Source organism: Scandinavium lactucae, assembly GCF_033843265.1.
GTDB lineage: Bacteria > Pseudomonadota > Gammaproteobacteria > Enterobacterales > Enterobacteriaceae > Scandinavium > Scandinavium lactucae.
This window is the reverse complement of record NZ_JAWXRD010000030.1, coordinates 71,050-94,176: the sequence shown is the minus strand read 5'-3', so window position 1 is coordinate 94,176 and position 23,127 is coordinate 71,050. Positions and strand designations below refer to the sequence as shown.

At 56.6% G+C, this 23,127-nt stretch carries 19 protein-coding genes; 9 read left to right on the top strand and 10 right to left on the bottom strand.

Going from position 1 to position 23,127, the window contains the following annotated elements; all coding sequences use genetic code 11:
* Positions 1 to 44: 44 nt before the first annotated feature.
* Complete coding sequence (gene dld, locus SIK69_RS12505; protein WP_319786208.1) at positions 45 to 1,808, bottom strand: D-lactate dehydrogenase; 1,764 nt, start codon at positions 1,806 to 1,808, stop codon at positions 45 to 47.
* Between the two features lie 199 nt (positions 1,809 to 2,007).
* Between dld and bglX the strand changes: the two genes are divergently transcribed.
* On the top strand, positions 2,008 to 4,305 hold the full coding sequence (bglX, locus tag SIK69_RS12500; RefSeq protein ID WP_319786207.1) for a beta-glucosidase BglX: 2,298 nt from the start codon (positions 2,008 to 2,010) through the stop codon (positions 4,303 to 4,305).
* A gap of 64 nt (positions 4,306 to 4,369) precedes the next feature.
* Here the strand turns inward: bglX and SIK69_RS12495 are convergent, their stop codons facing one another.
* The 6 genes from SIK69_RS12495 to SIK69_RS12470 form a co-directional block, all read right to left on the bottom strand.
* A complete protein-coding gene (locus SIK69_RS12495) occupies positions 4,370 to 5,110 on the bottom strand; it encodes a fimbrial assembly chaperone (RefSeq protein ID WP_319628940.1) in 741 nt (246 codons plus the stop codon).
* Positions 5,076 to 6,404: a fimbrial usher protein StbD gene (stbD, locus tag SIK69_RS12490; RefSeq protein WP_319786205.1), complete on the bottom strand. Its 1,329-nt coding sequence runs from the start codon at positions 6,402 to 6,404 to the stop codon at positions 5,076 to 5,078. The genes SIK69_RS12495 and stbD overlap by 35 nt, the downstream gene beginning before the upstream one ends.
* 4 nt (positions 6,405 to 6,408) lie before the next feature.
* Entirely contained in the window at positions 6,409 to 8,964 is a 2,556-nt protein-coding gene (locus SIK69_RS12485) for a fimbrial outer membrane usher protein (protein ID WP_319786283.1), read from the bottom strand.
* Entirely contained in the window at positions 8,948 to 9,712 is a 765-nt protein-coding gene (locus tag SIK69_RS12480) for a fimbria/pilus periplasmic chaperone (protein WP_319628942.1), read from the bottom strand. The genes SIK69_RS12485 and SIK69_RS12480 overlap by 17 nt, the downstream gene beginning before the upstream one ends.
* Before the next feature lie 63 nt (positions 9,713 to 9,775).
* Complete coding sequence (locus SIK69_RS12475) at positions 9,776 to 10,312, bottom strand: fimbrial protein (RefSeq protein ID WP_319628943.1); 537 nt, start codon at positions 10,310 to 10,312, stop codon at positions 9,776 to 9,778.
* 444 nt (positions 10,313 to 10,756) lie between these two features.
* Entirely contained in the window at positions 10,757 to 11,587 is an 831-nt protein-coding gene (locus tag SIK69_RS12470) for a winged helix-turn-helix domain-containing protein (RefSeq protein ID WP_319786204.1), read from the bottom strand.
* 406 nt (positions 11,588 to 11,993) lie between these two features.
* Between SIK69_RS12470 and osmF the strand changes: the two genes are divergently transcribed.
* From osmF to SIK69_RS12450, 4 genes are read left to right on the top strand one after another with little or no spacing between them, the layout of a single operon-like run.
* A complete protein-coding gene (gene osmF, locus SIK69_RS12465; protein ID WP_319628945.1) occupies positions 11,994 to 12,911 on the top strand; it encodes a glycine betaine ABC transporter substrate-binding protein OsmF in 918 nt (305 codons plus the stop codon).
* Between the two features lie 4 nt (positions 12,912 to 12,915).
* A complete protein-coding gene (locus tag SIK69_RS12460) occupies positions 12,916 to 14,073 on the top strand; it encodes an ABC transporter permease (protein WP_319786203.1) in 1,158 nt (385 codons plus the stop codon).
* Positions 14,066 to 15,013, top strand: coding sequence for an ABC transporter ATP-binding protein (locus SIK69_RS12455; RefSeq protein WP_319786202.1), 948 nt, complete (start codon positions 14,066 to 14,068; stop codon positions 15,011 to 15,013). The genes SIK69_RS12460 and SIK69_RS12455 overlap by 8 nt, the downstream gene beginning before the upstream one ends.
* Entirely contained in the window at positions 14,997 to 15,734 is a 738-nt protein-coding gene (locus SIK69_RS12450; RefSeq protein WP_319786201.1) for an ABC transporter permease, read from the top strand. The genes SIK69_RS12455 and SIK69_RS12450 overlap by 17 nt, the downstream gene beginning before the upstream one ends.
* On the opposite strand, the gene SIK69_RS12445 is transcribed toward SIK69_RS12450, so the two are convergent.
* Together SIK69_RS12445 and mlrA are read right to left on the bottom strand one after the other, a co-directional pair.
* Positions 15,709 to 15,822 carry a protein YohO gene (locus SIK69_RS12445; protein ID WP_319629017.1) on the bottom strand — a complete coding sequence of 38 codons (114 nt, stop codon included), beginning with the start codon at positions 15,820 to 15,822 and terminating at the stop codon, positions 15,709 to 15,711. The genes SIK69_RS12450 and SIK69_RS12445 overlap by 26 nt on opposite strands.
* A gap of 59 nt (positions 15,823 to 15,881) precedes the next feature.
* The gene (gene mlrA / locus SIK69_RS12440) at positions 15,882 to 16,613 is read right to left on the bottom strand and encodes an HTH-type transcriptional regulator MlrA (RefSeq protein WP_319628949.1); all 732 of its coding nucleotides are present in this window, start codon (positions 16,611 to 16,613) and stop codon (positions 15,882 to 15,884) included.
* A 212-nt stretch (positions 16,614 to 16,825) separates the two neighbouring features.
* Between mlrA and SIK69_RS12435 the strand changes: the two genes are divergently transcribed.
* Genes SIK69_RS12435 through SIK69_RS12425 form a run of 3 tightly spaced genes read left to right on the top strand, consistent with a single transcriptional unit; the run spans position 16,826 to position 19,756 of the window.
* Complete coding sequence (locus SIK69_RS12435) at positions 16,826 to 18,514, top strand: LytS/YhcK type 5TM receptor domain-containing protein (protein WP_319628950.1); 1,689 nt, start codon at positions 16,826 to 16,828, stop codon at positions 18,512 to 18,514.
* Complete coding sequence (gene btsR / locus SIK69_RS12430; RefSeq protein ID WP_319786200.1) at positions 18,508 to 19,233, top strand: two-component system response regulator BtsR; 726 nt, start codon at positions 18,508 to 18,510, stop codon at positions 19,231 to 19,233. Before SIK69_RS12435 ends, btsR begins: the two co-directional genes overlap by 7 nt.
* 43 nt (positions 19,234 to 19,276) lie before the next feature.
* Positions 19,277 to 19,756, top strand: a complete 480-nt coding sequence (locus tag SIK69_RS12425; RefSeq protein ID WP_319628952.1) for a YehS family protein — start codon at positions 19,277 to 19,279, stop codon at positions 19,754 to 19,756.
* Between the two features lie 29 nt (positions 19,757 to 19,785).
* On the opposite strand, the gene metG is transcribed toward SIK69_RS12425, so the two are convergent.
* Positions 19,786 to 21,819, bottom strand: a complete 2,034-nt coding sequence (gene metG / locus SIK69_RS12420) for a methionine--tRNA ligase (protein WP_319628953.1) — start codon at positions 21,817 to 21,819, stop codon at positions 19,786 to 19,788.
* A 164-nt stretch (positions 21,820 to 21,983) separates the two neighbouring features.
* Between metG and apbC the strand changes: the two genes are divergently transcribed.
* Entirely contained in the window at positions 21,984 to 23,093 is a 1,110-nt protein-coding gene (gene apbC, locus SIK69_RS12415) for an iron-sulfur cluster carrier protein ApbC (protein WP_319786199.1), read from the top strand.
* The last annotated feature ends 34 nt before the right edge of the window (positions 23,094 to 23,127 follow it).

Sequence of the window (23,127 nt, the reverse complement as noted above, 5' to 3'; positions counted from 1 at the left end):
GGCCTACTGTAATCGGAGTTAAGCGCCAATACACTACTACCCCCTTATTTTAGGGGGGCTTCGGCTTCAGTTACGCGGGCAGTATCTTCCGGTGTGCGGCTTTCGCCCCAATATTTCTGCTTACTGGTCTTACCAATCCCGGGGTTCATGCTGTTTGTAGGATCATTTTCACGATAAAACTGTTTTAAGCTGTCCGCAGCTTCATAAAGATGGCCGACATTGTGTTCGGCTGGATATTGTGCGCCGCGCTCACGCAGCAGGGCCAGCATCTGGTCCTTCAAGGCATGGGCATCTACGCCTTTCTTCACAATGTAGTCCTGATGGAATACGTGGCACATAAAGTGGCCGTAATAGAGCTTATGCACCAGCTGACTGTCTATCTCCGGCGGCAGCTGTTCGAACCATTCGGTGTCGTTACGGCGCAGGGCAATATCCAGGGCCAGAATGTCTTCCACTTCGTCGGCATGGACCGCCTGATAACGAATGGCCGCGCCCGCCGCCGCGAAGCGATGCAGAAACGCCTTGCTGCCTTCTTCAGGCGTACAGGCAAAGAATGCACCTTCGGCGGTTTTAAAATAATCGGTCAGCCAGGTCTGCGCTTCATCGATACCATCGCCTGCCATTTTCAGCATCAAATGGTGTTCGTACTGGTTTCGGTAATTTTTCATCCGTTCCGGCAGATGCGCCGGGAAAGCGTGCCCCAGCTTTTGCATAAAGCGGTCGGTAAAGTGCGGTTTAAACAGCGGCACTTTCTCCAGCATCGCGTCGGCCCGGCCTTTGGCGGTGAAGAAGAACGGCATTTTATCGGTGCCGAGTTTGTCGATCATCAGGAAGGTGTCTTTCCCGTACTGCTCCGCGATGTCGTAAATGTCACGGTGCATATACTCTCCGGCCACCGGCAGGTTGGCAAAGTTGGCCAGCATATGACGACGGATCTCGGTCAGCACCGCCGGTTGGTTGGTGCCGATGTAAAATACCTGCTGACGTTTCTCCGCTTCAAAGGTATCAAGCCGGGCGGCGAATACCGCCAGTTTCCCGGCACAGCCGGAGGATTCAAACAGACGATCCGGGTCAGCGTTATAGCGCGCCGGGGTATCGGCATCGACGTCGCGCACGCGGGTGACGTAATCGTGATCGTGGGCGTGGCGGCCGTCGTGTCGCACGTCGCTGTCTTTCAGGCGATCGTCATCGAGCTTGCTGAGAATTTGCTCCGGCGTTTCACCCAAATCAATCCCCAGATGGTTCACCAGTTGCAGTTTGCCGTCTTCATTAATGCGGGCGAACAGCGACATTTCGGTATACGTCGGGCCACGTTGCACCAGCGAGCCGCCAGAGTTATTGCAGATCCCGCCGATCACCGACGCGCCAATGCACGACGAGCCGATCACCGAATGTGGCTCACGCCCCAGCGGTTTCAGCGCTTTTTCCAGCGAATAGAGCGTGGTCCCTGGATACGCCAGCACCTGCTTGCCGTTGTCGATCAGGTGCAGTTTATCGAGGCGCAGGGTGCTGATAATCACAATCTGGCGATCGTAATCGTTGCCGCTCGGGGTGGAGCCTTCGGTCAGCCCGGTATTGGCCGCCTGCATCAAAATGATTTTGTCGGCCTGCACGCAGGCGCTCAGCACCCGCCACAGTTCCAGCAGCGAACCGGGGAAGACCACGGCGAGGGCATCACCGTGCCCGGAGCGGAAGCCCTTGCGATAGCGGGCGGTTTTGGCCGGGTCAGTCAGCAGGTGCGAATGGCCGACAAGGCGGGTCAGTTCAGAGAGAAATGCATGATTATCAGTCGTTGTTGTCGAAGACATTTTCTCACTCCTTGTGATGAGTAAAGTGCGATAAGGCGTTTTTAGCGTGTCTCAAGGATAGCGCTTTGTATGACAATTTTGTGCAGGAATTCAGTTAAAATTCAGAGCATAACCTTTGCTTAATAGCGACATACTGGGCAAACTGCTGTTTTTTGGCAGACTTTTCCAAGATACCCGGACTGAAGAGAGAGAAGAGAAGATGAAATGGCTTTGTTCTGTAGGCGTCGCCGTAAGCCTTGCGCTGCAACCCGCGCTGGCCGATGAAATGTTCGGCAACCATCCGCTGACGCCACAGGCGCGCGATGCGTTTGTTAGCAGTCTGCTGAAGAAAATGACCGTTGATGAGAAAATCGGTCAGCTGCGCCTGATTAGCGTCGGTCCGGACAACCCAAAAGAAGCCATTCGCGACATGATCAAAGCCGGGCAGGTTGGGGCAATTTTCAATACTGTCACCCGGCAGGATATCCGCGCCATGCAGGATCAGGTGATGCAGCTCAGCCGCCTGAAAATCCCTCTCTTCTTTGCCTACGATGTGGTCCACGGTCAGCGTACCGTCTTCCCGATTAGCCTGGGCCTTGCCTCCTCATTTAACCTCGATGCAGTACGCACGGTAGGGCGTATTTCTGCTTATGAAGCCGCCGACGATGGCCTGAACATGACCTGGGCACCGATGGTCGATGTCTCGCGCGATCCGCGCTGGGGCCGTGGCTCTGAAGGGTTTGGCGAAGACACTTATTTAACCGCGATGATGGGTAAAACCATGGTCGAAGCGATGCAGGGCAAAAGCCCGGCGGACCGTTATTCGGTGATGACCAGCGTCAAACACTACGCCGCCTATGGCGCAGTCGAAGGCGGGAAAGAGTACAACACTGTCGACATGAGCCCGCAGCGCCTGTTCAACGACTACATGCCGCCGTACAAAGCCGGGCTGGATGCGGGCAGCGGCGGGGTCATGGTGGCGCTGAACTCGCTGAACGGCACTCCTGCGACCTCCGATTCGTGGCTGCTGAAAGATGTTCTGCGTAAAGAGTGGGGCTTCAAAGGGATCACCATTTCCGATCACGGGGCAATCAAAGAGCTCATCAAACACGGTACCGCCGCCGATCCGGCTGACGCTGTTCGCGTCGCGCTGAAGGCGGGGATCGACATGAGCATGAGCGACGAGTACTACAGCAAATATCTGCCGGACCTGATCAAGAGCGGCAAAGTGACGATGGCGGAGGTCGACGACGCCACCCGCCACGTGCTGAACGTCAAATATGACATGGGGCTGTTTAACGATCCGTACAGCCACCTGGGGCCGAAAGAGTCCGATCCGCAGGACACCAATGCCGAAAGCCGTTTGCACCGTCAGGATGCCCGCCAGGTGGCACGCGAAAGCTTGGTACTGCTGAAAAACCGGCTGGAGACGCTACCGCTGAAAAAATCCGGCACCATTGCGGTGGTCGGGCCGTTGGCAGACAGCAAACGTGATGTGATGGGCAGCTGGTCTGCCGCAGGCGTGGCCGATCAGTCGGTGCCAGTGCTGGACGGGATCAAATCTGCCGTCGGCGATAACGCCAAAGTGATTTACGCCAAAGGCGCAAATGTCACTAACGACAAAGGCATCGTCGACTTCCTCAATCAGTATGAAGAAGCGGTGAAAGTCGACACCCGTTCTGCGCAGGCGATGATTGATGAAGCGGTTGCGGCGGCGAAGCAGTCTGACGTGGTCGTGGCGGTAGTCGGTGAAGCGCAGGGCATGGCGCATGAAGCTTCCAGCCGTACCGAAATCAGCCTTCCGCAGAGCCAGAAAGATTTGATTGCCGCGCTGAAAGCTACCGGGAAACCGCTGGTGCTGGTGCTAATGAATGGTCGTCCGTTAACGCTGGTGCAGGAAGATCAGCAGGCTGACGCCATTCTGGAAACCTGGTTTGCCGGGACAGAAGGCGGGAACGCCATTGCCGATGTGCTGTTCGGCGACTACAACCCGTCCGGTAAGCTGCCGATGTCCTTCCCACGCTCCGTAGGGCAGATCCCGACCTATTACAGCCACCTCAACACCGGTCGGCCCTATAACGCCGACAAGCCAAATAAGTACACCTCCCGGTACTTCGATGAAGCCAACGGCCCACTGTATCCGTTTGGTTATGGTCTGAGCTACACCACCTTTACCGTCTCCGACGTGAAAATGTCTTCCGCAACCATGAAGGCCGACGGCAGCGTCACCGCCAGCGTCGACGTGACCAACACTGGCAAGCGTGAAGGTGCGACGGTCATGCAGATGTATGTTCAGGATGTCACCGCATCGATGAGTCGTCCGGTGAAACAGCTGCGTGGCTTTAAGAAAGTGACGCTTAAGCCGGGTGAAACCCAGACCGTCAGCTTCCCGATTGACGTGGATGCGCTGAAGTTCTGGAACCAGCAGATGAAATATGCCGCAGAGCCAGGCAAATTCAATGTCTTTATCGGCGTCGATTCCGCCCGCGTGAAGCAGGGCGAGTTCGAACTGCAGTAATAAAAAAAGCGCCCCTTGCCGCACGGGACGGTAAGGGGCGAAAGCTTGCATTTCACACTCTTTTTTATTGTTCCTGTTTTCCCTGTATTCCCTTTGGGGGCGAAACGCGGTAACTGCGCGTGTTGCCCGAATCGGTAATCACTTCGTAGCTCACCTTTTCTCCTGCATTCAGCGCCCTGTTCAGCGGCACCGCAAGCGTTGCCTTTGGGGCCACCATCAGCCCACCGATCGCTTTCTGCCGACCGGGCTGCACGCTCAGGCTCATAAACCACGGCGTGGGGTTTTCAATGCGTAACGTGCTGCCGTCGACGATAAAGCGCAGCTGCTGTTCGTCGCGCTCCTGCGGGGCCGCAAGACCTGCCGGGCGAATAAACACCTTCAGACGCAGACGCAGCGGCAGAATCACTTTGCGTGTACCGTCCTCTGCTGGGCGAGTATTGGGCGGAATTTGATAGATATTCAGCCAGAATTGACTCTCCCTGTCGGTCGCCAGCCCCTGACGCGAACTGAGCATCAGCCGCAGCGATCGCAGCTCGCCGGGCAGCATCCTGAACACCGGCGGTATCACCACCAGTGGCGTATGGCTGGTGTCCGGGGAGGCGTTGGGGTCGCCGTTATCGGTCCACGCCTGAATAAGCATCGGCGTTGCGCTGTCATTGGACAGGTTCAGCGACTGCACCTGATCCGCTGAGGCAAAGATAAGCCTTGTGCGGTCGATATTCACCGCCGCACTGGCGGTCGTGGTGGATAAAACCAGCCCCACGCACGCCTTACTGAAAACTGACCACCACCTGTAATTGCGCATTAACCGTACCTGCCGTGACTGTTTGCCCGTTGAGCGCCTCGAGTGAGGCGGTAAAATCGCCGCTCCAGGTATTGACCGTATCGGAAGAGACCAGCGAGGTCAGATCCTGGTACGCATACCAGCCGCGCGCGTTGCCGGTGCCGGTAGTGGCCTTGTCCGGCAGCAGATTCAGCGCCGAGCCGGTGCGGTTATAGATGCGGATCCCGACGCCGGAGGCCACGCCGCTGGTGCCGTAGTGGTTATCCAGCAGCCAAGTTAATCCCCCGCCGGAGGTGACCAGTCCCAGCGTTTGGGCAGCAGCCACCGCCGTGGGTTGATTGACCAGAAAGCCCATGGCGACGTTCGCCGAACTGAGAGTTGATGCACTGGTACTGGATTTCGCGCCGGATTCGCACTGCAGGCTGACGGTGAACGGGGCCTGACTGCTGCCGCCCGATTGCAGGGCGGCGCTGCTGATGGTCGGTAACAGCACCACCGACGGGTAATCTTTCACCTCACACAGCGCCCCGCGCACGTAGGTCACGTTGTTCCAGGTGCTCCATGCCCCGGGCCAGTTACCGTACCAGCCGTAAAAGTAGGAAAGGCTGTCCATCCCGGCGGTCAGGGCGTTGGTATCCAGTCCCGGCCCCTTGAAGGCGATATAGCCGCGCGGTTGGGTGTAGGCGTCTTTATACATATTGGCGGCGCTGACGTAATAGCTGGTGGAGCTGATTTTATACATCTCGTACAGCACGTTGCTGAACGCGCTGGCGGGAATGTAGATGTAGGTCCCGTCCTGATACCAGCTGTCGGCGGTGAGCTGGCGCTGTTTCCAGTAGCGGCTGTAATACTCCCCGGAGCTGAGGTTGGTGATACGCACCGCCACGTTTTTCGCCACATCGTAGTAAGCCCCGTCCACTTCAGTGGTGGTGTACTTCCCGGTGTAGGCGTTATCGCCGTTAGTGGCGTACATTTCGAACAAACTGCCCGCATCCGCCAGCAGGCAGCGGAACAGGATCTGGTTGCTGGAATAAGCTTTATTGGTGGCACTGGTCAGGAAATTGCCCACCGCGCTCGCCAGCAGGGTGCCGGAGGGCTGAAAGTTGCTCCCGCTGTTCAGGCTGATGGTGGCAGGCAGGCCGATATTACCCGAGCAGGTATCACACGCCCCGGTCCAGCTGGCGGCGGTGTAGCCCGCCGCAATCGCCGCTGCGGACAGCGATGAGGTGCTGGTGACTTTAATGCAATTAGCCCACGGCGAGGCGCTGAGCAGCAGGCCGACGATAAACAGAAACGATCGGGCGCAGAAACGCATACCGTTATTCCTTCTCACAGAGTTTATTCAAATGGATGATGTCGGCCTCGCTGTCGAGGTTCAGCTGATAGCGAACGTGGCAGGCCTGGCCAGCGCCATTTCCCCAACGCACCTGCAGCGAACCCGATGCCTCGGCAATGCGGGCGTAAATCTGCCCGCCCTGACCGACCATGCCGATAATCGTCCCGTCGCCGTCGAGCACGTCGGCCCCCATCGGCGGCACGCGGCCATCGCTGGCTTTGAGGTTAATCAGCACCGCTTTGCCTTTCAGGGTGGCGAAGTTCACCCGGGCGATGGCCCCGGCGTAAGGCACCACGCGCTGGCTGCCGCCGGTCAGTTCCGCATCGCTGGTCATGGTGCGGGTGTCGAGGCTGATGTTATTGCTGCGGTACGGCGACAGCGACGGCATGATGGCGTAACCCGAGCGGTCGATCACCGCCCCCTGGCCGTTCTGCACCACCGCGCCCTGCGCCCCTTCGGCATGGATGAGCGCAAAGGTTTCGCTGGCATACGGCCCGAAGGTCAGCCCACCGGGGTGTAAGACCATCGTGCCGGAGGCACCGAGCGAACTCTGTCGGTAGTTTTCACCCTGGTCATAGCTGGCGCGTACTGACCCGATACGGGTATTTTCCTGCGCGCTGCCGCCAAAGGTGCTTGAGCTGCCGCTGGCCCCGTTGCGGTAACGCTCGTAGCCACCGTACATCGACCATGAGAAATCGTTGTGCTCTCCGGCGGAACCGCTCATCGACAAGGTGGATGAGCGGCTCTGGCTCGACTGGTTGTAGTTCATCGCCACAGAGGAGCGGCTGGTGCCCCAGTCAAACGGCACCGAGACGTTCAGGGATACCGTGGTTTCGGTGTACTGCTGCTGGCTGCTGCTGTCCGGCGGGTCATCCACGCCGTTATAGAACCGGGTGTTTTGCCAGCTGGTGCGCTGGCGAGCGACGTTCACCCCGTAGCTGATGCGGTTCCACTGGTTGCTGTAGCCCAGCTGTAACTGGGTAACACGGGACTTATTGCCGTAGTAATCCGCGCTGCTGGCACTCAGGTTTAAGGTGCCATAGTCGGCTAACGGCTGGCTGATGGTGGCCGACAATCGGTTACGCTGTTGCAGGCTATCGGAGTAATAATCGGTGCCGGTTGCCTGTTCGCGACGCACACCGAGCACGTCCTGTAGTTCGCGGAAACCCTGGGTGGAATAGCGGTACGCCGCCAGCACCAGGTTAGTGCCAGAGGTAAAGGTTTTGCTGTAGCTCAGCTCGGCGCGCCAGCCCTGCTGACGTTGATCGTTTTGCACCCGCGCGTTGGACCAGGTGGCGTTCATGCCAAAGGCCCCGAAGCCGGTGGCCCACACGCCGCCCGCCAACCACGCCTGATAGTCTTCCGCTATCCGCGAGCCAACGTTAACAGTGACGCTATTGCTGACCCCGCGTTGCAGAGTGCCTTCGAAGAAATCGTTGTTGACGCTGTAGTACTGCCGTACGCGGCCCAGCGCCAGAGAGTAGTGCCAGTTGCCCGGGCGCACCGAATCCGGTACCGCCGAGTAGGGCACGATAAACGAAGAAATTTTGCCGCTGGCTTCGACCACGTCAACGGTCAGGTCGCCCTGGTTGCGGGTGTTGTACAGGTCATCAATGACGAACGCGCCCGGCGGGACGTTGGTTTCGTAGATGACTTTACCCAATTGACGGATTATCACGTGCGCACTGCTCGCTGCTACTCCGCGCACTTCCGGCGCATAGCCGCGCTTGCCCTGCGGCCACATGCGTTCGTCGGTTGCCAACTTCACGCCGTTAAACGAGAGGCTACCAAACAGGCTGGAATCGGTGTAGCTGTCGCCCACGGTCATGACGCTGTTAAGCGTCGCAATTGGCCGCTGAACCCAGGTGCGTACGGCATTGTAGCGATAGGCGCTGCCGGTCTGGCTGCTGTCGACGTAGCGCAGATTACCCTGATGACGAACCTGCCACAGGCCGAGGTTAGTCCCCGCATTAATCCCGCTCCACAGATACTGGTAGCGGTAATCGCTGTCGGTATTTTCCGTCACCGTGTAACTGGTGTTATGGCGTAAAAACAGTGCCAGTGCGCCGCTGTCCCATTCGGAAGGCGCGATATAACCGCGCGGGGTGCGTACCAGGGCATCCATTGGGACTGATAGCTGCAGGCGTAAGGTTGAGGATTCAAACGCCCAGCTTGCACCGGGTGCCCAGTCTGCCAGTGGGCGACATGCGCCGTCATTTTCCCCCTCAGGCAAGGCTTTCAACTGTGCAGTCCTCATCACCGACGCGGGTAGGCACGGGGCGGGTTCACCGCCGTTTTCCGGTGCGCTGAAGGTAATTTTCTCGCCGCTTTTGACTAACTCGCCGTTGACCCAGATATCGACCAGATAACTGCCCGCAGCGGTGTGCTGCTGGTTGAACTGGCCAATATTTTCCCCGTAGGCAGACCCCTGAAACAGTGCCGGGTCGAAATAAAACGCGTCCCCCCAGACGGGGTGTGCGGTCAGCAGGCCGATCAGTACCGAGAGGCTTTTGGGCCGGAATTTAGCGCCAGTCAACATCATAACTTTCACTCATCCGTGCGCCCTGATCGTTGACCAGCGTGACTTTCACACTGCCATTACCCTGCGGCGCGCTGGCTTTACCGGTGAACCAAAATGTTTGGCTGGCAAACGGGGCGACCATATCGGCGGTCAGGTTTTGGCTGACGCCGTTCACGCGCGCACTAAGATTGCTGACCGAGGCAAACCACGGCGTTGGGTTGGTGATTTCCACCCCCGCGCCTTTTTTCGCGTCTTTCACCGCTTTAATGTGCAGTTTTTTGACCAGCTCACCCGGCACACCGAGGCTGGCGGGGCGGTAAAACAGCTTGATGCGGGTACGCAGCACCACCAGCATTTTGTTTTGCGGGCGATCGCCGCCGAGATTGGTGGGCGGGAACTGCAGGGCGTTAAACCAGTACACCGATTCCCGATCCTGCGGCAGGGCTTTGGATTTGCTAAAGACGATGCGCACCACCTGACCCGCTTTCGGCTGAATCCGGAAAATAGGCGGAGTGGCGATAAACGGTACGACGTTGCTGTCCTGCGGCCTGGCGTTCACGTCGCCATCATCGAACCAGGTCTGTACCACGTAAGGGAAACTGTCGCTGTTTTTAAGTTGCACATCGACGGACGATGCCGTGGAGGCATAGATAATACGGCTGCCCATGATAGTCACGCTGGCCTGGCAACTCATCGCGGTCGCAAAAATCAGGGCCGTGGCGGCGAGCAGCGTGCGGCGTACGTAGCGAAGAGGGTCCTTCAACATCTCAACAACTCCCTGAGGTGAGTTGTCTCCGGGCGATGAGCGACACCCGGAGACAAAACAAACTTACTGGTAAGAAACGGCGTATTGCAGCGTGGCTTCCACAGTACCTGCGGTCGCTTTCCCAGAGGCGTAGTACTGCGCGGTGTAGGAGGCGCTGGCATCCGTTGCCCCGGCAGCCAGTTTGAGGTCGCCTACGCCGGTGAAGCCATCAGTGAGATTGATTTCAGTCCCGGTGGTGTCGAGCAGCTGGACTTCGACGTTACCAGCGGTGCCGGTATTACCGAGGTTGCCGTTGGTGGTGACCTGATTGCCGACGAATACCGTCGAGATTTTGGTCTCATTGGCAGCATCGCCAGTGCAGCCGGTCAGGCCGATATCGAAAGTTACCGGGCCTGCGGTATCACCGCTGGCGGCCAGGTCGGCGCTGCTGACGGTAGGCAGCAATACCACCGGCGAGGTCTGGTTGCCATTGATGGCGACCGAGCACGTTTCATCAGTCACTTCACCCTGGAAGCTGATGGTGTTATCAGACAGGGCCAGGGCATTAGCGGATACCAGCAGAGCGCCAGTCAGAATAGTGAGATAACGTTTTTTCAACATGATGTGTTTCCTGTATGTCCAGTTGAGACTGTCCCGCAGGGACAATAAAGCGATGACTCATGGCTACCTTGCCTGGCTAAGCAGCGGGAATGCGCCCTTAACACCGTCCGGTATCATGTGAGAAAAATCCTAAGATAATTCCCTCAATGTGTAATCATTAACTATTAACGGGTTGTTATTAAGTTTTTAATGCTGATTAATGGATGGGTTAAAGATTTTGTTGGATTAAAATCCTGCGTTTGTATTTTGGTATGTTAAGAAAATGTAGAGTGTGACCCCAAAAGGCGGGTAAAAATTAGGGGCGAGGGGGTGAGGAGGTTTTTTATATCAAAAAACAGTCAGTAGGTTTGTGCCAATAATTGATCTTGATCAATTGTTGTGGGGCGGGAAATAAAAAAGCCCGATGAGTACATCGGGCAAAATGGCGGTAAGGAGAAGGCTTAGTTAGCGAGTAGAGGATTCAACCGGTTCACTCAGACTCCAGCACACCTCCGCTTTGTTATCGCGTAAATTACCGCAGCGCATAATGTACAGGCGCGACAAATCCTGGCTCCATGTTTTAAAGGAGCGGCTTTTTATCACCAGTAGATATTGATCGCTGGTGCAGTGCGGTTTCAGATTCCGGGCATATCTCAGTACGCCCTCTTTAAAGCTCGGCGCGTCATTCGATTGCAGTAAATTATCAGAAATCAATACGCTACAGGTTCCGGCTTCACCAATAAAAACTTCCTTTCTGTCCAGGGGACGGTTGATATACCAGAACCAGGTTGAGGCCAACAGGGTTACGGTGGCAACAGCGACTGAAATCCAGTTAAAGACCAAAGCAGGTCGGGGAAGGGAGGATCCCGACGGCCGGTTGATGGCCAGCGACGGGGCAGAGGCGTTTGTCGCAGGTTCCAAGGCCATGCCGTATCCGTCCTCTAAAACACCAACAGGATCAGGACATTGCTCCACCTCTATTTCTTGCTGGAACATAAAACCCATTTTAGGCACGGTGGTGATTATTTCTTCTTCCATACCTAAATTACGTAGTATTCGTCGTAATTTACTAATGCAATGATTTAGGTTGTTATTACTTGATACCATCCCAAAGTCGTCCCAGACTTTTTTGAATATAATTTCTCGGTTGACTACTTCTCCCTGATGTTGCAGGAGGAGGACTAATAATCTTTTTGTCGGATTTGAGATTTGAACCGGATCATCCTGTTGATCGTGTGCCGCAAGCAATCCGGTGTCAGAATCGAATATAACTTGTTTATTAAAAAGGAATTTCATATTACGGATCCGTATGTCAGTACAATATGCAAACTTGGGTCGTATCAGTGCCCGAAGTGCGTATTACTCCTTTATAGTTAGGGTGGGTTTTAAGAGCGGTTGTTGTGCATTTTATGGCGATGAGATGATTCTTAACATCTTAATTTGCGAAGGACCCATAACTTAGGGTTTTATATCATTTTATAGCCGGTTTGTGGGTGACTTTACGTATCACTGTAAAAAATTAATATTTTTCTATAAAAGAAAAGAAAGCCATTAATAAGTGGTCAAAAAAACGGTTGAGTTATGCGCTTTCTGTCAGGCCTTAGCATCATTTCAGGAAATGACTTATTTTCATGATAAATCGTTGATTCAGGTCTACGCTTTCTCTAACCTCCTGTAAACGCAGGCTTAAGAGGAAAAGAGAATGATCACTAAGAAGATGTGGATAACGGGCGTTTCGCTTTTGGCCGCGCTCAGCCTGCCGTTACATGCGGCTGAACCTGTTAAGGTGGGCTCGAAGATCGATACCGAAGGGGCGCTGCTGGGCAACATTATTTTGCAGGTACTGGACAGCCACGGCGTGAAAACCGTGAACAAAGTGCAGCTCGGCACCACCCCGGTAGTGCGCGGGGCGATTACTTCTGGCGAACTGGATATCTATCCGGAGTACACCGGCAACGGGGCGTTCTTCTTTAAGGATGAAAACGATCCGGCGTGGAAAAATGCCACTCAGGGCTACGAGAAAGTGAAAAAGCTCGACGGCGAACAGAACAAACTTATCTGGCTGACCCCGGCTCCGGCGAACAACACCTGGACTATCGCCGTACGTCAGGATTTGGCCGAGAAGAACAAACTCACCTCGCTGGCTGACCTGAGCGCATATATGAAAAAAGGCGGCACCTTCAAACTGGCGGCGTCGGCGGAGTTTATCGAGCGTCCGGATGCGTTACCGGCCTTTGAAAAAGCCTACGATTTCAAACTCGACCAGAGTCAGCTCTTGTCCCTGGCGGGTGGCGACACGGCGGTGACCATTAAAGCGGCGGCGCAGCAAACGTCGGGCGTGAATGCGGCGATGGCGTATGGCACCGACGGCCCAGTGGCGGCGCTCGGCTTGCAGACTCTGACCGATCCGAAAGGCGTTCAGCCGATTTATGCCCCCGCGCCGGTCATCCGTGAAGCGGTGCTGAAAGCTTATCCGCAAATTCCTGAATGGTTGAAGCCAGTATTTGAAAAGCTCGATGAAAAGACGCTGCAAAAACTGAATGCCAGCATTGCGGTAGAAGGGTTGGATGCGAAGAAAGTGGCCGCTGACTGGCTGAAACAACAGGGACTGGTGAAGTAAGTACGTGCGAATATCCTGTCATAACCGGGTTCTGCTGCTGCTGGTGCTGATTGCACTGGCAGCCGCCGCTCTGCCGTTTGTAAATTATGCTGCCAACCGGCTGGTGTCGGGCGAAAGCCGCCAGCTGTGGCAAATCTGGGCCTTTCCTCCGGCCTTACTGCTCATCATTCCGCTGGTCTTCGTTGGGCTGAGCCTGCTCCCGGGGCGCGGGCCGGTAGCGTTCACCCTCATTTTAGCCCAGACGCTGTTTATCCTATTGCTGTGGAGCAGCGGGAAAGCCGCCTCTTTCCTGGCCGAAACCGGCAGCCCGCTGGCGCGTACCTCACCCGGTAGCGGATTGTGGCTGTGGTTGGCGATGACTCTGCTCATCTGTAGCGATGCGATTCGCCGCCTGACGCCACAGTCGCTGTGGCGCTGGCTGCTCAACGCGCAAATCTGGATTTTACCCGTGGCGCTGCTGTGGTCCGGCGAGCTGGATTCGCTGTCGCTACTGAAAGAGTATTTCAATCGGCAAGATGTGTTTGACAGTGCCCTGCAACAGCACCTGATCCTGCTGTTTGGCACTTTGCTGCCGGGCCTGCTGATTGGCGTGCCGTTGGGGCTGTGGTGCTGGCGTCATCAGGGGCGGCAAACGCGGGTCTTTACGGTGCTCAATATTATTCAGACCATCCCGTCGGTGGCACTGTTCGGCCTGCTGATTGCTCCGCTTGCCGGGCTGGTCAAACATTTCCCCTGGCTGTCGGCCTGGGGCATTGGTGGCACGGGCCTGACGCCAGCGCTGATTGCGCTGGTGCTGTACGCGCTGTTGCCGCTGGTGCGCGGGGTGGTGGCAGGTATGCAGCAGGTCGCAGCCGATGTGCTGGAAAGCGCGTCAGCGATGGGCATGAGCCGCGTCCAGCGCTTCTGGAAAGTTCAGCTGCCGCTGGCGCTGCCGGTGCTGCTCCGTAGTTTGCGGGTTGTGACGGTGCAAACGGTCGGCATGGCGGTGGTTGCGGCGCTGATTGGCGCAGGCGGTTTTGGTGCGCTGGTATTTCAGGGCCTGCTCAGCAGCGCGCTGGATTTAGTGCTGCTTGGCGTTATCCCAGTGATAGCCCTGGCGGTGGTTGTCGATGCGCTGTTCAGCCTGTGGATAGCCTTACTGGGAGGAGAAGCCCATGATTGAATTTCAACAGGTCAGCAAAATCTTCGACGGCAAAGCGGCGGTCAAAAACCTCGATCTGAACCTCAAAGAAGGGGCATTTTCGGTGCTGATAGGCACCTCGGGCTCCGGAAAATCCACGACCCTGAAGATGATTAACCGTCTGGAGGAGCATGATAGTGGCACCATCCGTTTTGCCGGGGAAGATATTCGCCAGCAGCCGGTGCTGGCGCTGCGCCGTCGGATGGGGTACGCGATCCAGTCTATCGGCCTGTTCCCGCACTGGACGGTGGCGCAAAACATTGCCACCGTGCCGCAGCTGCAAAAATGGAACCGGGCGCGGATTAACGATCGTATCGACGAACTGATGGCGCTACTCGGGCTGGATGCCTCGCTGCGCGATCGCCTGCCACATCAGTTGTCCGGCGGGCAGCAGCAGCGCGTGGGCGTGGCGCGAGCGCTGGCGGCGAACCCTGAAGTGCTGTTAATGGATGAGCCTTTTGGCGCGCTTGACCCGGTGACCCGTGGGGCGTTACAGCAGGAGATGCGCCGTATTCATCAACTGCTTGGCCGCACCATCGTGTTGGTGACGCACGATATCGACGAAGCATTGCGTCTGGCCGATCATCTGGTGCTGATGGACAACGGTGAAGTCGTGCAGCAGGGCACGCCGCTGTCGATGCTGACTGCTCCGAAAAACGATTTTGTGCGCGAGTTCTTTGGTCGTAGCGAGCTCGGGGTGCGACTGCTGTCGCTGCGGGGCGTTGGAGATTACGTCCGTACCCATGAACAGATTGACGGGGAACCGCTGCGGGCGTCGATGTCCCTACGCGAAGCGTTATCGCTGTTTGTCGCCCGTCGTCGCGATGCGTTGCCGGTGGTCAATGATAACGGCACGCCGTGCGGAACGTTACATTTCGCTGATTTACTGCGTGGGGAGGATGCCGGTGAAAGCCGTTCGTGATCCGCTCCTGTGGCTGTGTCTGCTATTTATTGCGCTGTTGACGTTGATGCCCTACAGCGGGCCGCTGTTTAGCGCACTGTTTCCCGAACTGCCGCGTCCGCTGTATCAACAGCAGAGTTTCTGGTCGCTAACGCTGGCGCATTTCTGGCTGGTGGGCATCTCAAGCCTGGTGGCAACGGTGATTGGCGTCGGGGCAGGGATCGCGGTCACGCGTCCGGCGGGGCGTGAATTTCGCTCGCTGGTGGAAACCATCGCCGCGATGGGACAAACCTTCCCGCCAGTGGCGGTGCTGGCGATTGCGGTGCCGGTAATGGGTTTTGGTCGCGAACCGGCGATTATTGCGCTTATCCTGTACGGCGTACTGCCTGTTTTACAGGGTACGCTGGCCGGGCTGGCCTCGGTGCCGTCGAGCGTGGTCAGCGTGGCGCAGGGGATGGGAATGAACGGCTGGCAGCGGTTGCTGAAGGTTGAGCTGCCGCTGGCGGCCCCGGTGATGCTCGCCGGGATCCGCACTTCGGCGATCGTCAATATTGGTACTGCGACCATCGCGTCAACGGTAGGGGCCAATACGCTCGGCACGCCGATAATCATCGGCCTAAGCGGGTTCAATACGGCGTACGTGATTCAGGGGGCGGTGCTGGTGGCACTGGCGGCTATTCTGGTTGACCAGACATTTGAGCGTCTGGCGCGGCTGCTCAGCCGACACCACCGCGCACGATAAAGGAGTAACCGGCCAGCATAACGCCGCCAATACCGCCAATGGCCATCAGAACGAAGAGGGTGATTACAGCCAGTTTGGCAGGTTTCATCATGTGCTCCTTATGTTAACCCGGCGATTATATGATGAAGCACGCTTGTTAATGAACCCTTAATTACCGAGCCGCAGCACGTTTAGCCCCTGGTCACGCCACTGCTGCAGCTGTTCCTGCTGGCCGACGGTGGAGCTATCGCCGCACCACACCAGCAGCGTCTGGCCGTCAAACAGCTCCGGGCGCAACTGGTTCAAGGAATGGGCCAGCACGTCCACGCGCCAGCCCTGTTCACAGGCCACCCAGCCCTCCAGCCACAGCCGGGTGGTATCAGTAATGTTCCAGCCGATCACCAGCGCATCGCGGCCCTGACGTTTCCGCGCCGAGGCCATGCACACTGAAATGTAATTGATAAGCAGCCCGTCGAGCACGCTGAGCAGCGCCTGCAATGTGGGTTGAGAGCTTTGCAGCCGCAGCCGCAGCGGGATAAAAAGATGGTTCACCAACGTTTGCGCCGGGTAATCGCGCCCGCGTTCTTTAATCCACAATCGCAGCCGGTTAAGGTTCCCGCCTTGCAGAAAGTGCAGTAGCGTTTCCTGATGCTCGCGCCAGCCGCTTTGCTGTTCGGGCGTGCCTTCACTGAGCAGCGTTTTCACTTTGCTGACCTGCACGCCGGTGTCTATCCAGCGTTTGATCTCGCGAATGCGGTCGATGTCATCATCGTTAAACAGCCGATGTCCGCCATCGGTTCGTTGGGGTTTAAGCAGACCATAACGCCGCTGCCAGGCACGTAGGGTCACCGGATTAATATCACAAAGCAGAGCCACTTCACCTATCGTGTAAAGCGCCATCGATCACCTCAGCTCGCTTATCCCCATCATAACTGTAGACGCTGTTGCGCGAATCAGGAAAATCTGTTGGTTTTTTGTTCAGGAAATCCTTATCCAGGCGCGAAAAAGTGTGATCACTCACAGGTAATTGCGCGTTTTGCCTGAGGCGTCAAGGAAAGTCCTGGGCGCAACGTGTATGTTACGCGCTTTCATGGGTCAGGCGGTCTACGGGTATGTACGAATTTAATCTGGTGTTGCTGCTGCTTCAGCAGATGTGTGTGTTTCTGGTTATCGCCTGGTTGATGAGCAAAACGCGCCTGTTCATTCCCTTAATGCAGGTTACGGTTCGTCTGCCGCATAAGTTGCTGTGCTACGTCACCTTCTCCATCTTTTGCATTATGGGCACCTATTTCGGGCTGCACATCGAAGACTCGATTGCCAACACCCGGGCGATAGGTGCGGTGATGGGTGGCCTGCTCGGCGGTCCGGTGGTGGGTGGTCTGGTCGGTTTAACCGGTGGATTGCATCGCTATTCGATGGGCGGCATGACCGCTCTGAGCTGCATGGTGTCGACGATTGTTGAAGGTCTGCTCGGCGGGCTGGTGCATCTGGTGCTGGTGCGGCGTGGGCGCAGCGATAAAGTCTTTAACCCGTTCACCGCCGGGGCCATTACCTTTGTCGCTGAAATCGTGCAAATGCTGATCATCCTGCTGATCGCCCGGCCTTTTAACGACGCGCTGCATCTGGTGCAGAGTATTGCGGCCCCAATGATGGTGACTAACACCGTCGGGGCGGCGCTGTTTATGCGTATTTTGCTCGACAAGCGGGCCATGTTCGAGAAATACACCTCGGCGTTTTCCGCCACTGCGCTGAAGGTTGCCGCTTCGACGGAGGGCATTTTGCGCCAGGGCTTTAACGAAGAAAACAGCATGCGGGTGGCACAGGTTTTGATTCAGGAGCTGGATATCGGCGCGGTTGCCATTACCGATCGCGATAAGCTGCTGGCCTTCACCGGGATCGGCGACGATCACCATTTGCCCGGCAAACCTATCTCCTCGCGCTATACCCAGAAAGCTATCGACAGCGGGGAGGTGGTTTACGCCGACGGGAACGAAGTGCCGTACCGCTGTTCGATTCATCCCAACTGCAAACTCGGCTCGACGCTGGTTATCCCCCTGCGTGGCGAAAATCAGCGGGTGATAGGCACCATTAAGCTTTATGAAGCCAAAAACCGTCTGTTCAGCTCTATAAACCGCACGCTGGGGGAGGGGATCGCCCAGCTGCTGTCGGCGCAGATCCTCGCCGGGCAGTACGAACGGCAGAAAGCCCTGCTGACGCAATCGGAAATCAAACTTCTGCACGCCCAGGTCAATCCGCATTTTCTGTTTAACGCCCTGAATACCCTTAAGGCGGTGATCCGCCGCGACAGTGAACAGGCCGGACAGCTGGTGCAGTATCTGTCGACCTTCTTTCGTAAAAATCTCAAGCGCCCGTCGGAAATCGTCACCCTCGCGGATGAAATTGAGCACGTGAATGCGTATCTGCAAATTGAGAAAGCCCGTTTTCAGACGCGATTGCAGGTGCATCTCAACGTGCCGTCCGCACTGGCGCATCATCAATTGCCCGCCTTTACGCTACAGCCGATTGTCGAAAACGCCATTAAGCACGGCACCTCGCAGCATCTGGGAATTGGCGAGATCACCATTCAGGCCAGCCTGCATCAGCGCTGGTTGCAGCTGGATATTGAAGATAATGCCGGGCTGTATCAGCCCAATGCAGAGTCCAGCGGCCTGGGGATGAACCTGGTGGATAAACGACTGCGGACGCGCTTTGGCGATGAGTGCGGGATAACCGTCACCTGCGAGCCTGAAAACTTTACCCGTATAACCCTGCGACTGCCCGTGGAGGAGACCGTATGCTGAAGGTGTTGATTGTCGATGATGAGCCGCTGGCGCGTGAGAATCTGCGCATTCTGCTGGAGAAGCAGGCTGACATCGACATCGTGGGCGAATGTGATAACGCGGTGGAAGGCATTGGCGCGGTGCATCGGCTGCGACCCGATGTGGTGTTTCTCGATATCCAGATGCCGCGCATCAGTGGCCTTGAAATGATCGGCATGCTCGACCCGGAACACCGTCCGTGGGTGGTATTTCTCACCGCCTTTGATGAGTATGCGGTGAAGGCGTTTGAGGAACACGCGTTTGATTATCTGCTCAAGCCTATCGAAGAGAGCCGACTGGATAAAACCCTCGTACGGTTACGTCAGGAGTTGAGCCGCAACCAGCAGGATTTATCGGTGTTTGGTGAAAGCCAGCAGGGACTAAAATTCATTCCCTGCACCGGGCACAGCCGGATTTGGCTGCTGCAAATGGAGGACGTGGCCTTCGTCAGCAGCCGAATGAGCGGTGTCTTTGTCACCGACAGGGAAGGCAAAGAGGGCTATACCGAACTGACACTGCGCACCCTTGAAAGCCGCACGCCTCTGCTGCGCTGCCACCGCCAGTATCTGGTGAACCTGTCGCATCTGATAGAGATTCGCCTCGAGGAGAACGGTCAGGCGGAGTTACTGCTGCGGGCCGGGCAAACCGTGCCGGTGAGCCGCCGCTACCTGAAGAGCCTGAAAGAGGCGTTAGGGTTGTAAAACTGGTACACTTCGCCTTTGCCTAATGACAAGTTAAGACGCCATGATCAGTAACGATATCATCCGTAGCCTGCGCTACACCCTGAAAACCAACAACGCCGGACTGGTGCGCCTGTGGGCGCTGGCGGAAGCCGTTGCCACCCCTGAACTCATTGACGCATGGGTGCGTAAAGAAGACGACGCCGGTTTTCAGCGCTGCCCGGACATTATGCTGTCGCTGTTGCTCAACGGACTTATCTACGACAAGCGCGGAAAAGATGAATCCGCTCCGGCGCTGGTTGTCGATCGCCGGATGAACAATAACCTGGTGCTGAAAAAACTGCGGATCGCGTTTTCCCTGAAAACGGACGATATTCTGGCGATCATGACCCAGCAGCAGTTCCGCGTTTCCATGCCGGAAATCACCGCCATGATGCGTGCCCCGGACCATAAAAATTATCGTGAATGTGGCGATCAATTCTTACGCTATTTCCTGCGTGGGTTGACGGTTCGCTTCGGCGGTAAGCCAGAGCCGAAAGCATAAAAAAGGCCGGGAAATTTCCCGGCCTTTTTTTATTTCACCTGCTGACCAGGCTGTGCGCCGCTGTCAGGGCTTAACAGGAAGATATCTTTCCCGCCTGGGCCTGCGGCCATCACCATGCCTTCAGAAAGTCCGAAGCGCATTTTACGCGGCGCAAGGTTAGCTACCATCACCGTCAGACGGCCAACCAGTGCCTGCGGGTCAGGATAGGCGGAACGGATGCCGGAGAAGACGTTACGTTTCTCGCCGCCGATATCCAGCGTCAGGCGCAGCAGCTTGTCAGAACCCTCAACAAACTCTGCATTTTCAATCAGCGCGATGCGCATATCGACTTTGGCGAAATCGTCGAAGGTGATGGTGTCCTGAATCGGGTAATCCGCCAGCGGACCGGTAACCGGTGCGTTCAAGGCTTTCACTTCTTCTTTAGACGCTTCAACCAGGGCTTCAACCTGCTTCATGTCGATGCGGTTATACAGTGCCTTGAAGGTATTTACCTTGTGGCCGAGCAGCGGCTGTTCAATGCTGTTCCAGCTCAGTTCGGTATTGAGGAACCCTTCGGTGCGTTCTGCCAGCATCGGCAGCACCGGTTTCAGGTAGGTCATCAGCACGCGGAACAGGTTGATCCCCATGGAGCAGATCGATTGCAGTTCAGCGTCCTGGCCTTCCTGTTTCGCCACTACCCATGGCGCTTTCTCGTCAACATAACGGTTGGCAAGATCGGCCAGCGCCATGATTTCACGCACGGCTTTACCGAATTCACGGCTTTCCCACGCCTCGCCGATGGTCTGTGCCGCATCGGTGAAGGTTTTGTACAGCGCCGGATCGGCCAGCTCAGCGGCCAGTACGCCGTCGAAACGCTTGGCGATGAAGCCTGCGTTACGTGAGGCCAGGTTAACCACTTTGTTAACGATGTCTGCATTCACGCGCTGAACGAAATCTTCCAGGTTCAGATCGATATCGTCGATGCGCGAAGAGAGCTTCGCGGTGTAGTAGTACCGCAGGCTGTCGGCATCGAAATGGTTCAGCCAGGTGCTGGCTTTAATGAAGGTACCGCGAGACTTGGACATCTTCGCGCCGTTCACCGTCACATAACCGTGCACGAACAGGTTGGTCGGTTTGCGGAAACCGCTGCCTTCGAGCATTGCAGGCCAGAACAGGCTGTGGAAGTAAACGATATCTTTCCCGATGAAGTGATACAGCTCGGCGTCGGAATCTTTCTTCCAGTATTCGTCGAAGCTGAGGGTATCGCCGCGTTTGTCGCACAGGTTCTTGAAGGAACCCATATAGCCAATCGGCGCATCCAGCCAGACGTAGAAATATTTACCCGGCGCACCTGGGATTTCGAAACCGAAATACGGCGCATCGCGGGAGATATCCCACTGTTGCAGGCCGTGTTCGAACCACTCCTGCATTTTGTTGGCGACCTGCTCCTGCAACGCCCCGCTGCGGGTCCACGCCTGTAGCATTTCGCTGAAGGACGGCAGGTCGAAGAAGAAGTGCTCAGACTCACGCATCACCGGTGTGGCACCGGAGACCACGGATTTCGGATCGATAAGCTCGGTTGGGCTGTAGGTCGCGCCACACACTTCGCAGTTATCACCGTACTGATCCGCAGATTTGCATTTTGGGCAGGTGCCTTTCACAAAACGGTCCGGCAGGAACATGCCTTTTTCCGGATCGTAGAGCTGAGAGATGGTGCGGTTTTTGATAAAACCGTTCTCTTTCAGGCGACCGTAGATGAGCTCTGACAGTTCACGGTTCTCGTCGCTGTGCGTCGAGTGGTAGTTGTCATAGCTGATGTTAAAGCCCGCAAAGTCGGTCTGATGCTCCTGACTCATTTCGGCAATCATCTGCTCCGGGGTGATACCGAGCTGCTGGGCTTTCAGCATGATCGGCGTGCCGTGCGCATCATCGGCGCAGATGAAATTGACCTGGTGGCCGCGCATTCGCTGGTAACGGACCCAGACATCAGCCTGGATATGCTCCAGCATATGACCGAGGTGGATGGAGCCGTTGGCGTACGGGAGTGCGCACGTTACCAGAATTTTTTTCGCGACTTGAGTCATAGTGAACATTACTTCCTGCATGTGAAGGGGGTGTCGATATTACCAAAACGCTAATTGTTACGCCATGCGAGAAGGGGGGTTAATCCTTATCAGAAGAATTATTCCCTCCGCACCGCACTCGCAGTTACAATTAGCACTTCCAGAACAACGAAAAAGGAGTCGGGATGAGTTCACAATCCCAGGCCAAATCCCCGGAACGTCTGCGCGCAATGGTTGCGGGCACGCTGGCCAATTTTCAGCACCCAACCCTGAAGCACAATCTTACCGCTCTCAAAGCCCTGCATCATGTGGCGTGGCTCGATGACACCGTACACGTTGAGATCCAAATGCCGTTTGCCTGGCATAGCGCGTTCGAGGAGCTGAAAGAGCAATGCAGTGCCGATCTGCTGCGCATTACCGGCGCGAAAGCGGTCGACTGGAAGCTGTCGCATGCGATTGCCACCCTCAAACGCGTGAAAAACCAGCCGGGCATTAACGGGGTGAAAAACATCATTGCCGTGAGCTCGGGCAAAGGCGGGGTGGGCAAATCGTCCACTGCGGTGAATCTGGCGCTGGCACTGGTGGCGGAAGGTGCAAAGGTCGGTATCCTCGATGCGGATATCTATGGGCCGTCCGTGCCGATGATGCTCGGTGCCGAAGGTGAGCGCCCAACGTCGCCGGATGGCACCCATATGGCACCGATCCTTAAGTACGGTCTGGCCACCAACTCAATTGGTTATCTGGTCACCGACGATAACGCGATGGTCTGGCGTGGCCCGATGGCCAGCAAAGCGCTGATGCAGATGCTGCAGGAAACCCTGTGGCCCGATCTTGATTATCTGGTGCTGGATATGCCGCCGGGGACCGGTGACATTCAGCTCACGCTGGCGCAGAACATTCCTGTGACCGGTGCGCTGGTGGTGACTACGCCGCAGGACATCGCACTCACCGATGCAAAGAAAGGCATTGTCATGTTCGAGAAAGTCGAGGTGCCGGTGCTCGGCATTGTCGAGAACATGAGCATGCACATTTGCAGCCAGTGTGGTCACCATGAGCCTATTTTCGGCACCGGTGGCGCAGAACGTCTGGCGCAGCAGTATCACACCCAACTGCTAGGGCAGATGCCGCTGCACATCAACCTGCGCGAAGATCTCGACCGGGGTACGCCAACGGTTGTGGCGCGTCCCGACAGCGAATTCACCACGCTCTACCGCCAGCTGGGGGGTCGTGTTGCCGCGCAACTTTACTGGCAGGGCGAAGTCATTCCGGGTGATATCGCCTTCCGCGCCGTGTAAGACGTTGCCCGCAGTCCCCGAAAGCCACCGCCCG

Coding starts and splice junctions, on each gene's coding strand:
- dld (WP_319786208.1), bottom strand. CDS start 1,808: ATGTCTTCGACAACAACGACTGATAATCATGCATTTCTCTCTGAACTG.
- bglX (WP_319786207.1), top strand. CDS start 2,008: ATGAAATGGCTTTGTTCTGTAGGCGTCGCCGTAAGCCTTGCGCTGCAA.
- SIK69_RS12495 (WP_319628940.1), bottom strand. CDS start 5,110: ATGCGCAATTACAGGTGGTGGTCAGTTTTCAGTAAGGCGTGCGTGGGG.
- stbD (WP_319786205.1), bottom strand. CDS start 6,404: ATGCGTTTCTGCGCCCGATCGTTTCTGTTTATCGTCGGCCTGCTGCTC.
- SIK69_RS12485 (WP_319786283.1), bottom strand. CDS start 8,964: ATGTTGACTGGCGCTAAATTCCGGCCCAAAAGCCTCTCGGTACTGATC.
- SIK69_RS12480 (WP_319628942.1), bottom strand. CDS start 9,712: ATGTTGAAGGACCCTCTTCGCTACGTACGCCGCACGCTGCTCGCCGCC.
- SIK69_RS12475 (WP_319628943.1), bottom strand. CDS start 10,312: ATGTTGAAAAAACGTTATCTCACTATTCTGACTGGCGCTCTGCTGGTA.
- SIK69_RS12470 (WP_319786204.1), bottom strand. CDS start 11,587: ATGAAATTCCTTTTTAATAAACAAGTTATATTCGATTCTGACACCGGA.
- osmF (WP_319628945.1), top strand. CDS start 11,994: ATGATCACTAAGAAGATGTGGATAACGGGCGTTTCGCTTTTGGCCGCG.
- SIK69_RS12455 (WP_319786202.1), top strand. CDS start 14,066: ATGATTGAATTTCAACAGGTCAGCAAAATCTTCGACGGCAAAGCGGCG.
- SIK69_RS12445 (WP_319629017.1), bottom strand. CDS start 15,822: ATGAAACCTGCCAAACTGGCTGTAATCACCCTCTTCGTTCTGATGGCC.
- mlrA (WP_319628949.1), bottom strand. CDS start 16,613: ATGGCGCTTTACACGATAGGTGAAGTGGCTCTGCTTTGTGATATTAAT.
- SIK69_RS12435 (WP_319628950.1), top strand. CDS start 16,826: ATGTACGAATTTAATCTGGTGTTGCTGCTGCTTCAGCAGATGTGTGTG.
- btsR (WP_319786200.1), top strand. CDS start 18,508: ATGCTGAAGGTGTTGATTGTCGATGATGAGCCGCTGGCGCGTGAGAAT.
- SIK69_RS12425 (WP_319628952.1), top strand. CDS start 19,277: ATGATCAGTAACGATATCATCCGTAGCCTGCGCTACACCCTGAAAACC.
- metG (WP_319628953.1), bottom strand. CDS start 21,819: ATGACTCAAGTCGCGAAAAAAATTCTGGTAACGTGCGCACTCCCGTAC.
- apbC (WP_319786199.1), top strand. CDS start 21,984: ATGAGTTCACAATCCCAGGCCAAATCCCCGGAACGTCTGCGCGCAATG.